The sequence below is a fragment of the Psychrosphaera saromensis genome (genome assembly GCF_002954545.1).
GTDB lineage: Bacteria > Pseudomonadota > Gammaproteobacteria > Enterobacterales > Alteromonadaceae > Psychrosphaera > Psychrosphaera saromensis.
The window spans coordinates 1,921,313-1,933,853 of record NZ_MSCH01000003.1 but is presented as its reverse complement, the minus strand read 5'-3'; the positions used below and the strand labels follow the sequence as shown (position 1 = coordinate 1,933,853).

The following is a 12,541-nucleotide window of genomic DNA, read 5'->3' as shown; positions in this document are numbered from 1 at the left end:
AACTAGTGTTGAATGTCTAACACTAACTCATCTTCTAATAATTCAATTTCACGTTTTGACTTACGTTGTAACCAAGAGTTAGCAAATACACCTGACAAGGCTCCAACCATTCCAGCCATTGTCGGTATTGTCGCTTTAGAAACGCCACTGGCCATCGAACGAGCATTTCCGCTACCACTTATTGCCATAACATCAAATACTTCAATCATGCCGGTTACCGTGCCTAACAATCCCATAAGAGGACATAGTGCAACTAAGGTTGTGATCAAGGTTAAGTTTTTGTTTAACTGCATTTGAGCTCTTGCTACAAATGCTTGGCGAATTTGCTCAGCATTCCAGGACATTCTTTCTGCCCTGCTCTGCCAACTTTTTATCAGTGCTGCTTTTACGTTTTTGTGGCCGTTTAGCGCGTATAAAATACGCTCTAATATCAACAGCCACATTAAGAAAATCATAATGGCAATGGCCGTGAGAACAACACCACCGGTGTCCATGAACTCACGAATAGCCTCTATGGTTTCAGTGAATAAAACCATGATATTCCCCTTACGCTACTTGATTATTTTTACTAGCAACTTTCATATTTTGACGGCGTTCCAACTGCTGTTCAGAGCGTTCAGCGATAATACCTGCGCTTTGCTCTTGTAATATCAACATGATGTTTTTACTACGAGTGTTCAACATGCTTGAAAGTACAACCGTTGGAATCGCAACAACTAGACCTAGAACCGTTGTCATCAATGCGGTTGAAATACCACCAGCCATCAATTTAGGGTCACCAGTACCAAATAGTGTTATTGCTTGGAACGTATTGATCATGCCGGTTACCGTACCTAATAGACCAAGTAATGGTGCAATGACTGATACAATCTTAATCAGCGTTAGGTTTTTAGTGATAAGTGGCATTTCACGAAGAATTGACTCACTTAATTTAAGCTCAAGGGTTTCATAAGCAACATCAGGGAATTGTTGATTTACTTTCAATACACGACCTAGAGGATTGTCTATATTCGCTTCAGTTTCTTTTAATTGGCGTTTCACTCTGTGGTTTATACGCGCTAGTGAAACAAAGCGTTCAAAGGCAATTAAAAATGCAACTAAACCAACCGCGATAATGATGTAACCAACCGTACCACCTTGGTCAATACGCTCTTCAATGCTAGGCGCTTGCACTAATAGGCTTAAGATTGAACCGCCTGTTGGGTCTAAAGCAAATGGAACTATTGAGTCTGTTGATGCTTGTAAATCTTCAGCGCTGTCGTTAAAACGAGATGCTGGTTGACGAACGAGTTCAGCCAACGTACCTGTAGTAGGATTAAGTTCTAAATACTGACCACCAGATACCAATGCAAATGCACCAACACGAACAACTTCTTTGTTTACTTTATTACCACTGGCTTCAACCACATCGGTATTAAAACGAACAACTTTACCTTGCTCAGTCATTTCACGTTGTAACTCAAACCACACGGTTTCGATTTGTTCGATAGAAGCTAATTTAGAGCTGCCGCCCATGCTTTGTGCTAACTCTTCAAAAAACACATCACGACCAGGAAACTGAGCTGATACATTTGAAGATTGCATTTTGCCTTTTGCATCACCAGACACTTGCTGTAAAACACCAAACAGTTCTTTTAATGAACCCATTCTTTTGTTTAACGCTTCTGATAAATCAGCTAATTGGAATTCATTTTTTTCAAAATTAGTTTCTAACCTCTCAGACAACTTCAACGCATTATCACGCGTGTTAATTGCTTGATTTAGTATTTTATCTTGATCTGCACGTTGACGTAAAAATGCTTGTTCACGTGTTTTATTTTCTTTGTTCTGTTGCGCTTTACCTGTTTGTAATTGAGACAACAATTGGTCTAAATCCAATGGAGTTTTCTCGTCAGCTGCAAAACTTGGTGTTGCAGTTGCTAGCACTAACAACATTGCCGCTGGCACTTTTACTAAGCGCGTTATCAGTGATTTATTTATAAATGCGTTCATTATCTTTACCTTAAATCCAAGAGTCTTAATAGCGACTAAAGCGTCGTGTTAGATGAAACCAAAACAGGTGACGGTATTGGCATAGTCAATAAGTCTGGTGCCAATTGTTTCTTCGCCATGCGTAAACCTTTAGAAATATGCATACGATAATCTGGGCTTAGTTTCTCAAATGCTTTTTGTTCGTTGTTCCAACGACCAATTAACGAACCATCACGACTTAAATACATAAGTGCTACGCGTCCGATACGTAAAAAGTCAACGTCGCGTTCTTGTCCATCTAACTCTAATAAACCAGAATAAGCTTCGATGCTGCGACCGTAATCTACTTCAACTTGATACGCTTCCATTACGCGTCTGAATTTTTCAGAAACCGCAATATCCGCTTTATCCATCATGGTTTTTAACGACGTTAAACGCGCCTGGCGTTCCGTTGGTAAAAACGGCACATCTAACTCAACAAAACTTTCTAAGCCATCAATCATGCGTAACATTAAAGGCGTAATTTGACGCTCAATAACTGATACTTGGTCGATGTCTTTATTCAACTGAGCCATCTCGTCGATTTGGCTATTAATTTGTTTTTGGATTTGGCCGTTATATACGTCCAAGCCAGCAGTCTCTTTTTCGATAGCTCTAAACTGCATAAGTTTTTCTTGTACTTGCTCTGCAATTTTGTCTATTTTTTTCTGTGATTGTGACGCTGAAGTCGTAATTTCTGAGCTTGCTGAAATCACTTGTTGAATTGCTGCTGCGTGTACAGGAAGAGAGCTTGCGCTCATAAGTACTAGTGCAACTGCGCTAGATAGTGCTTTTTTGGAAAGCCCGTTGTTAGAAAGTCCGGTTTTAGAAATAGTTTTCATTAGTTCACCCCATAAGTTAATGAGGGAATAGTAGTGGATGAATGTGACAATACCGTTTCGGTTAAATGTCAGTTTAATGACAATGTAATAAATGCATTAATTTGACTTATTCCGAGCCAAATTAATGAGTGAATGGTTACTTTATACTAAAGGTTTGCGAGATTAATTGCCCTTGTTGCGCAACAGAACCTTGCACCGAGTTAGCCTGCTGGTGAGCCTCTTCTACGGTACGATCAACCTGTTGCATTAATGCTGAAAAGGTTTCAAAATCACTTTGCTGTTCTTTGGCACAACTCATGGTTTGTAATGAAACGTCCGATGACTTAACTGCCTTCTGCTCAACTAAGTTAGTGGTCTCGATTAAGTTAGCCGCTAAACTTGTTTGTTCCTCAGCCGCCAACGATATTTCACCAATATTAGTTTGCAACAAACGGCTATAGTTATTTAATTGCTCTAATATTTGGCTAGTGTCGAGTAAAGAGTCTTGCGTTTTTATTGCCAGCTTTCTTACTTCATCGGCAACAACGGCAAACCCTCGTCCGTGATCGCCTGCTCGGGCGGATTCAATAGCTGCATTAAGTGCCAGTAGATTTGTCTGATCAGCTATCGACTTTAATACATCCATGACTTGCTGCACTTTATCAACACTGACAACCAACTCATCCAGTGTGCTATTACTTAAATTTATTTTACTCACAGTTGCTAGGTTAGCTTGCTGCATTTGGTTGGCACCTTCACGACCAGAGACCATAGCTTGTAGGGTTTGGTTTGCGTTTTCCTGTACTTCGCCTGCTAACATATTTAACTGTTGATTTATTTGCGACAAATTAGCCAATACCTCTTGTGATTGCTGAACTTGTTGCTGAGTATTAATAGTCGCATCAGAAATTTGCTGAGTTTCACTGCCAAGGGAGTTTAATGCCTGAGATACGATATTCATTTGCTTAGACTTTTGAGCGTTATCAGCTTCAGCATTGTCTAATAATTGATTGAAAAAACGGGCTATCTCTCCAAATTCTGTGGTTGATTTGTCATCTATACGCTCAATAGAACCTTGTGTAACTAGGTTATTAAACGCATCACGTAAATAACGTAATGGCGTTAACACCAGTTTATACATGACGAGATAATTCATCGCTGAGCCAATTAAGAACAACACCAACATAGATGCAATGATCATGGCGACCTGTGAATATGTTTGATCTCGGCTGGCAAACACCGCTATTTCCACATCATTTGCTAATAGTTCAAGCTCATCAATGTCGGTTTTAATTTCGCCGAGTGAAGACGTACGCTGTAAAATAATTGCTGAAGTATTGTCTAACTCCTTTGGATAACGGTTTAACAAACTCTGTAACTCAGATATTAAATCTTCCCCTTTGTCGGTTTGATCTTCATCTTCATCCTCAAATAAATCATCGCTGCCAAAAAAGTCATCATCATCTGTTTGTTCAAAAATATTTAATAAAGGGAGTGATGCTAAGTTTGCCGCTAACTGCTTAGTTTCATTTAAGTTCACTATTAAGTTTTGTTTAGTGGTTGGGTTTTGAGAATGAATAAAACTTTGACGAGTGCTTGTTAAGTCATACACACGATATAAAAGTTTTGCAGATAAACCTAAGTATTGTTTTGCCGCGACTTCGTTGTTCTGCGCCCCTTCTTGTGCATAAGCAACTAAGCTGTCGATAGTGTCCAGAATATTTCGCTCTGCATTTTCTAATAACGCTTGTTCATTGCCGCTTAATTTACCTAATGCTCGGTATTTTCCAGACATTTTAGTTTTTAATACTTGTAACTGCAGAGTCAATTTTGAGGTTAGGCTTTTATCGATATTGGCCGCTGATAGAGCAAGTAAAATACTATCGACCTGGCTCTCTGCATCGCTTAACTTTACTGCATTACCTGTGACCAAGTAACTTTGCACATCTCGATAAAGCTTTACCGTAATTGCGTGATAAATAGCGCGGTATTTTGCGTAAACAAGATCGGAGTCAGTGAGTTTTACATTAGCCCAAATGGTGGAAAGTGTCATCAGTACGACGGCGGCTAATATACCCACTGATGTCACTTTAACTAAACTTGATATTCTCATTGTGCACTAATCTTAATTTCATCAAAATTTGTGCAGAGTCTATTTAAAGACTGTGACCACTTTATGACAAAATTATGACATGAAAAATCAAGCAGCTACTATTTTCCAGCCACTCGATATAACACTTGTGTGTATTGATTAGTTAAATCAAGAATATCTTTTTCTGTAACGTATTCATTAACTTGATGAATTGTATGACTTGGTAAACCAAGCTCAATAACCTGACAACCATTTTTTGCAATAAATCGTCCGCCTGATGTACCACCAGCGGTTGATAAACGAGGGAAACGTTTTGTCACATCAAAAATGGCTTGTTCAACCTCAGCAACTAAATCAATGTCTATCGGCAATGATGTTTCTGCGGTTAAAGGCTCTTCAGTTACTATTTCACTATGAATAGGTTCAATATTGGACTGCACTGAGTCGTTCATACTGTTTGCCGTTTCGCCCGACGTGTAATAAGGCTCACACGAACGATACCAGCGAATTGATATGTCATTAGCTAACTGTTTTAGTTGCACTAATCCGTTAACAATACGTTGCTTGATGTTTGCTTCTGTCTCTTTATGAGAGTAACGAACATTAAACTTTAAACTGCATTCACCTGGAATTACATTATCGCCAGAGTCGCAAGTTTGAATGCTAGTGATCTCTAAATGGCTACCTGGGAAATCATCACTGCCTTGATCCCAAGATTGTTGAGTTAACCATTTTCCCATCACAACCGCAGTATGTGATGCATTTTTGGCATTTTGCGGAAAGGCAACATGACTGTGTTTACCAATAATGGTTATTTCTGCCGAAATAGAACCTCGACGGCCTATTTTTAATACATCGCCAGACTGGTCAAGACTAGCTGGCTCACCAACTATGCAGTAATGCGGTAACTCTTGTCTTTGAGCTAAGCGAGAGATAATTTCTTTGGTGCCGTATTCAGCATCCCCTTCCTCATCACTAGTGATAAGAAAGTAAAAACTAAATTTTTCTAAATCTAAGTTAGGTAGCGCTTGTTCAAACGCCGTTAGCATAGAGGCTATCGCCCCTTTCATGTCGGCAATTCCACGACCATATAATCTGTCGTCTCGCTCTGACAAAGAAAACGGCTCACTGTGCCATAAGTCTGTATTTAGTGCGGGCACAACGTCGGTATGACCACAAAATGCAATGCGTGTAGAACCGTTACCTATTTTTGCAATTAAGTTACTAACGCCTTCAACTTCAAAGTCATCGACTGTCATACCTAAATTTTTAAAAAAACGTTTTAAGTATTGTTGGCAACCCGCATCATTTGGCGTAATTGATGGTCTATGCAGCAGCTGAGTTAAATGCACTTTAATTGCATTCAAATCGGCCTCATCACAAAATGACTTTAATGGTATCTCTGATACTTGTGGCGGATTTACGTTAGCTCTCATGTGTGTTGTTCCAACTTGCATAGATTTATCGCTTATCAGTTTGTAATAGTTAAATTTAATAACTCAAACATGATAAAGCGGTGACAATAGTGTTAATAATTAATGACGTTAATATGACATCGGTTGGGCAATAAGAGCCCAACCTTTGTCTTTGTTATAAGTTAAAATTCAACTTTATAACTCACGCTAAAGCCAACACCTTTGGTGCTAGAGCGCAGTAGTTCATCATCAAAAGTGATCTCTTTCTTTTCATCCAATATATTTGTCAGCTTGAATTTAACCTGACTAGAAAATGTAGGAAAGTAAGTATAGTTAACGTCTAAAGAGTGAAATGGTTGTTCCATTGCATCCTCAAAACCTTCAATGCCGGCAACGATAACTCGCTCACCAAATACGTTATAAACAACAGTAGCTAAGTGCTCACCGTTTGACGAGTCGTAACCCAATTGCATGTTAACAACGTATTCAGAATGGCCAGTTAGGCGACGCTCTAAGTTCGTTATTGAAGTTGAGACCCCTGTTTGGTCTACAATATTCTGTCTATCTAGGGTGATTTCTGAGTCGCTCAATGTGACATTACCAGATATAAATGAATTCTCGCCAAATGATCCTAATACACCTTTTAAGATATTTAAATCTTGCAAAAATTCGAACTCAATACCTTTAACATATCCGTCTTCGCCATTAGCCATGCGGATAAGGGCTGGACCGTCTTGAGCTGGTGACTGAACAGCTTCAATTGGGTTATCTAATGACTTAGTGAATAGTCCTACTGATATATTGTTGCCTGCTGGCATATACCATTCCCAACGAAGGTCTATATTGGTCATATCTGTCGTTTTTAAGCCTGGCGTACCTGATACTGGATATTCTGTTAATGGATCGATATAAGTTGCAGCAGAAATTTCCCTTAAATCTGGACGTACAACCGTTTGACCAAAACTAGCTCTGAATTGCATTTCATCATTTAAGATATAAGTTAACGCTAATGCTGGATAAATACCGTCGTCAGTGAAGGTTAAATCACTAATACTTGTTTGATCTTTCGTTAAATCCACTTCACCTGTAAATGGGTCATATGGTAATGCTGTTTGACTAAAGTCCTCAAAACGAACGCCCCCTGAGATACGGTATCTATTATTGATAAAGAAATCAGCTTCCGCGTAGTAAGCGTCTATGCTTTGTGCCGCTGTATATAAATCGCCATCAATCGTTGTATCATTTAATACTGAGCGAGATAAAGCTACCCCAGTTAACTTATCATCAGATAGTATTTGATTAATATCATTACCCGTTAAATCAAAACCTGTAGCTAAAGCACGAGTATCAAGATCAAATCGGCGATTATCAGCTTCACGAGTTTTATCTACAAAACTAGCTCCGACTTTAAATTCCATTTCTAAATTAGATAGATAAATTGGTAAAGAAGCGTTAAATGAGAAATGCTCAACATCATCAACTAGGTCTTGGAAATTAAAACGAGCTGCTGTACTACCCAAGCGTAAAGATGACTCAGTTTCACTGTCATAAATACCATCGTTATTTCTATCTGCAATAATGTAGTTTGTTGATAAACCACTTGGGGCATAACGATTTGATTCGGAGTCAGAGTAAATCCAGTCAAAACCAAGCAGATTCAAGTCAGTAAAAGTATGTTGACCACTAACTTGTAATGCGGTTAATGACCGCTCTTCATAACTTGTTTCTTTCACATTCAAAATAGCGTTATTTTCTGATGGTGAGACATTATTTGAAATACCAAATTTGTCTTTAGCTTTGTCTTCGGTATCATTTAATACTATATAGTTTAGGCTTAATTCATGAGCTTTATTATAGTTAGCGCCTAAGTTGATCATATATGATGTTTTAACTGTATGACTGGTGCTTAATATATCGTCATAGCCACGTATAAAGGTGTATTTCCGTCCTTCATCTGTATCAATACTACTCCATTGATCCATCTGATATTCTTCAGCAACTTGCCAAGCATTATCATAAGCAAGTGTAGTCAAAAAGCCATACTCGACATTGCCGTAATCAAACACGTCACCGAAGGCAAGATCAAAACCAACGTTCGGGTTTATACTTGCTGTTTTCGGTGTCAAATCACGATTAAGATCGACTAAACCTTCCAAGCTTTGAGAACCTGATAAATAGTCGAGTGACTTTGATGACTCTCCAATACCAGCCCAATATTGTGTAATAGATGCTGGAGCATCTCGACTGCCATCATCTTGTCCCAGCCAGTCGGTGTCACTACCTGTTGTAGTTAGACCCTGATCAAAATTGTTAGTATTACCACCGAGTTTGGCACTAAAGTTAAAGACTCTACTATCAGGAATACTCTTTAAACGAATATCAACATTACCACCACCAAATGCAGCTGGCATTGAAGGTGAAAATGACTTTTGAACCGACAAGCCTTCTATTATTTCAGCTGGAAATAAATCTAACGGTATAACAGAACGTGTAGGGTCTGGACTTGGTACCGCAGCACCATTCAACTGAGTTGATGAGTAACGCTCACCTAATCCACGTACATAAATAAATTTACCGTCAACTAAGGTTAAACCAGTTACACGGCGTAATGCTGCCGCGGCATCACCATCACCAGAACGTGATATTTGCTCAGCGCCCATAATGTCAGCAACAAATGCTTGATTACGTCGCTCTTCAATAACAGCGGCAGCGCTACCCTTTAGGCGTGTACCTGTGGCTACCACTTCTTCAATATAATCTTCTGTCTCTGACGATTTTTCATCTTCTACTGCATAAGAAGACATTGGCGTTAATGAAGACACGATAGCTAGTGTCATTGCTGATAAAGTAAATGTTGGTGACGATTGGCTCATTGGTTACTCCTGAGTCATCAGTAATCTATTAATAATTTTGATGACATATTAGGAGTCATATGTGACAGTTTCATTAACCAATCATTACAACTTTATGACAAGGATTTTTCTGCTAAATTTTAAGCAAACTTATTACTCTAATAATGAAATTGATAAAAATAAAATAAAAAAAAGCCGTAAATAAAATTTACGGCGAATGAACATGTTCACATGAAAAACATATTTATTGTATTAATGTCTATAAGATTTAATACCTGAATAGAGTAGCCAGTTTTTATGTCTAAAAGATGTCACACATCCGTTTTTCTAATTTATTTCTTAATGCATTGGTTACTCAACAGACTCACCTTTACACTATATCTAATGGTTAAATAAGCAAAAAAAAACCGCAAATTAAATTTGCGGTCGAATACAACAGGGTTACAAAAAACACATATTAAAGTTAACAAGCAACTTAATATGTTATTAGTGTAAATACTTTAAATGACACACGGATGTCTAAACTATGTTTGTTTTATGTCCCCCTTTTCTATTAACTTTATATAACCACTGTTGATATAACGATTTAACTCAATGCTAAATTACAAGCATAAAAAAACCAGCTACAACTAGCTGGTTTTTTTAGTTTTAACACTTAATTAAAACTTAGCAGTACATCGACTGCAAAGATTTACTATTAGTCTTCTAAACCAACAGTCCAATCAGCTGTCCAATCATCATCAGCATCTACTGCACCAATGAAGTCAGTTACATCAAAGAATGCATCAGCTGGTGTTGTAGGCGTTGTAGTATCGGTTGTGAATATTCCATTTAATACTGCAGACATATCAGCAGCTGTAGAATTTAACTCATTAGTTGTACTAGCCGTCCACCATGCTGTTAAATCAACAAGAGTATGAGTTGGAGACCCTATTACATCACCCTTATCATCTTTAGCATACGATCCATCTTTAAAGTTTTCATCACATGCGATTACTGAACTATGGAAGTTAATACCCCCATCTTCTAAATGACCTTGTGATACAGAATTACCTTCAACTTCTAGACACTCACCAACAGCGTTAGTTACAACTACGTTATAAAACGAACCTTGTGTACCTTCGCGTAAGTAAATACCTTCAGAGTCTTTATCATCAGATTTGTACGAACCACCAATAATTGTCATATTAGCTATTGTTGGGTTAGACATAGGTGTTTTACCAGGCGTTGAACCATCGTTATCTGCTTCAATACCACGATTTGCTTCACCAGTTGCATCATGTTTTACAAGAACATATTGCATGCTACCACGGTAACCATTATCCCAATCTACTGAGTCATCTAAGTTATTTGTTAACACTAAATGTTTAAGATTAACCGTTCCACCAAAGAACTCAACTCCATCATCTGCATTTGAATGAACTTGTAGGTAATCTACTTCAGTACCTGAACCAACACCACCAAAAGTAACACCATTTAATTCATTATCTGGGGCAATTTCAAATCCAGCATATTTAACAACAAGGTAGTTTATTGTACCTGAGTTATCTTCATCGTCCGTTCCACCAAATACCGCACCTTCAAAAGCACCTTCAACTTGAAGTGCACATTCAGCATCTGCAGTACATTTATTTGAACTAGCATTACCTAAAAGAACTACACCACCCCATTGACCCGCTGCAACAGTTTCACCAAGTACATCAGATTTTGATGTCATAGTAATTGGGTCTGCAGCAGTACCATTTGCTTCAATTTTAGAACCACGGCTAATCACTAAGTAATCGCCGCCAGTTTCACCAAAAATGGTAACACTTGGGTCGATAGTCAACACGGTGTTATCTTCATTATCGTTACCGACAACAACAGGACCGCGTAATGCATATATTTTATCTGCTGTTAACGTCATGTCCGCTGTAAGCGTACCTGTTAAAATTTCTATATCGGCTGCAACGCCATTCGCTGCTAAATACTCAGCTTCTAATGTTTCTTGATCAATTTCTATTTGAGTTAATTCAACAGTATCTTCAACAACAACATCTTCAACTTTGTCGTCGTCATCACTACAAGCTACCGTCATAGTTAATGCTAGTGTTACTGCTGAAAGTTTGAATAAGTCTTTAAGTTCCATTACATACTCCAAGTACATTTATAGTTTTTGATTGAATTTAATTATCGAGGTGTAGGTTAAGGACTTAAAATGACAAAACAGTGACTGTAAAAAGACATTAGCTTGACAGTTTTATTACGTAACGATGACAAAATTCGTGAAAGCCACGAATATAGCGGGGTGTGTTTTTAACGGTTATTTTAAAGTTAATTAAGTGAAAATATTTTTAGTAACTTTATGGAAATTAAACGTTATCTCTCACGTTTAATATTTAGATAATACAAATGCTCAATTTCAAAATAGAATAGTTATTGAACTGATATAGGTGATTGGTTTAAACAGAATTATAAGTAATATTCCTGTTTAAACCATTTAATTCTGGTCTGGGAGGTTATAAAAAGTAAACGCCTAAATCTAAGCCAATTTCAGATCTTTCAACTGAAAGTTCATCACTTGAGTCTGACTTATAAAACTTACTTTGGAAACCAACAAAGAAGCGTTTACCAGTCCATTTTGTAGAGAAAGATAATGCCTTACCAGTTAATGGTTCATTAAAGCGAGCGCTATCGTTTGATAACATAAGATGACCACTTTCATATTGGGTCACAGCTAGCTTTACTGCTATGTAACTATTATCTGTAATATCATACAAAAGAGATACCCCTGCAAAAGGTCCTTTTAATACATTATCTAATGTAAGAATCTCAGGTTCACCACCCACAGCTTGAAAAAATTCAATCGTAGAGTTGACATTCATTGTTGTTATTTTGGTATCTACTTTATATCCCGCAAAAACATTCATATTACCATTACTAAAACCAATTGAAGCTTGTCCTGACTGATAATCAACGTCCTGAACTAGCAATGTAGAATTTGTAGTAAAAGCATCCTCACCAAATATGTATTCATCAACAGGGTTTTCAAATACACTATTCTCGCCATTCTGTCTCTTATCACCGGCAATATTAAATGAATAATCAGCGCTTAAAATTAAATATTTCCAATTATATGACATCCCTAATTCAAAAACGGATAGTGATTCATTCAGTGTTATTTTTTGTGGTTTAGTATTAGTGTTAGACACTAAAAAATCACCAACATATAAATCTGTCAGGCCTTGGTAGTTAAGTTCCGTATCTACTTCTAGAACCGTAAACTTAGCTCTATAACTTAGATTATTTTCCGCTAAATTAGCAAAGCTCACAAATAAAAATAAAAGATATATATACTTCATGTCTTTTCCT

Annotated in this window: 8 protein-coding genes; all 8 read right to left on the bottom strand. The window is 37.6% G+C overall.

Features of this window, described 5'->3' with window-relative positions:
* Positions 1–2: 2 nt before the first annotated feature.
* The 8 genes from BTO11_RS08735 to BTO11_RS08700 all read right to left on the bottom strand — a co-directional run bounded on the left by BTO11_RS08735 (position 3) and on the right by BTO11_RS08700 (position 12,531).
* Positions 3–536 (bottom strand): MotA/TolQ/ExbB proton channel family protein, encoded by a 534-nt coding sequence (locus BTO11_RS08735; RefSeq protein WP_105052245.1) that lies wholly within the window; start codon positions 534–536, stop codon positions 3–5.
* Positions 537–546: 10 nt separating this feature from the next.
* Positions 547–1,935, bottom strand: coding sequence for a MotA/TolQ/ExbB proton channel family protein (locus BTO11_RS08730; protein ID WP_229793327.1), 1,389 nt, complete (start codon positions 1,933–1,935; stop codon positions 547–549).
* Positions 1,936–2,027: 92 nt separating this feature from the next.
* Entirely contained in the window at positions 2,028–2,852 is an 825-nt protein-coding gene (locus tag BTO11_RS08725; RefSeq protein WP_105052243.1) for a DUF3450 domain-containing protein, read from the bottom strand.
* A 136-nt stretch (positions 2,853–2,988) separates the two neighbouring features.
* Complete coding sequence (locus BTO11_RS08720; protein ID WP_105052242.1) at positions 2,989–4,944, bottom strand: methyl-accepting chemotaxis protein; 1,956 nt, start codon at positions 4,942–4,944, stop codon at positions 2,989–2,991.
* 98 nt (positions 4,945–5,042) lie between these two features.
* Positions 5,043–6,359, bottom strand: a complete 1,317-nt coding sequence (gene dapE / locus BTO11_RS08715; protein WP_181135876.1) for a succinyl-diaminopimelate desuccinylase — start codon at positions 6,357–6,359, stop codon at positions 5,043–5,045.
* Positions 6,360–6,520: 161 nt separating this feature from the next.
* Positions 6,521–9,211 (bottom strand): TonB-dependent receptor domain-containing protein, encoded by a 2,691-nt coding sequence (locus BTO11_RS08710; RefSeq protein WP_105052240.1) that lies wholly within the window; start codon positions 9,209–9,211, stop codon positions 6,521–6,523.
* Positions 9,212–9,887: 676 nt separating this feature from the next.
* A complete protein-coding gene (locus tag BTO11_RS08705; RefSeq protein WP_105052239.1) occupies positions 9,888–11,318 on the bottom strand; it encodes a hypothetical protein in 1,431 nt (476 codons plus the stop codon).
* Between the two features lie 370 nt (positions 11,319–11,688).
* Entirely contained in the window at positions 11,689–12,531 is an 843-nt protein-coding gene (locus tag BTO11_RS08700; RefSeq protein WP_105052238.1) for a hypothetical protein, read from the bottom strand.
* Between the last annotated feature and the right edge of the window lie 10 nt (positions 12,532–12,541).

Excerpts from the sequence above, each read along its gene's own strand:
- BTO11_RS08735 (WP_105052245.1), bottom strand. The coding sequence starts at position 536 with ATGGTTTTATTCACTGAAACCATAGAGGCTATTCGTGAGTTCATGGAC.
- BTO11_RS08730 (WP_229793327.1), bottom strand. The coding sequence starts at position 1,935 with ATGTTGTTAGTGCTAGCAACTGCAACACCAAGTTTTGCAGCTGACGAG.
- BTO11_RS08725 (WP_105052243.1), bottom strand. The coding sequence starts at position 2,852 with ATGAAAACTATTTCTAAAACCGGACTTTCTAACAACGGGCTTTCCAAA.
- BTO11_RS08720 (WP_105052242.1), bottom strand. The coding sequence starts at position 4,944 with ATGAGAATATCAAGTTTAGTTAAAGTGACATCAGTGGGTATATTAGCC.
- dapE (WP_181135876.1), bottom strand. The coding sequence starts at position 6,359 with ATGAGAGCTAACGTAAATCCGCCACAAGTATCAGAGATACCATTAAAG.
- BTO11_RS08710 (WP_105052240.1), bottom strand. The coding sequence starts at position 9,211 with ATGAGCCAATCGTCACCAACATTTACTTTATCAGCAATGACACTAGCT.
- BTO11_RS08705 (WP_105052239.1), bottom strand. The coding sequence starts at position 11,318 with ATGGAACTTAAAGACTTATTCAAACTTTCAGCAGTAACACTAGCATTA.
- BTO11_RS08700 (WP_105052238.1), bottom strand. The coding sequence starts at position 12,531 with ATGAAGTATATATATCTTTTATTTTTATTTGTGAGCTTTGCTAATTTA.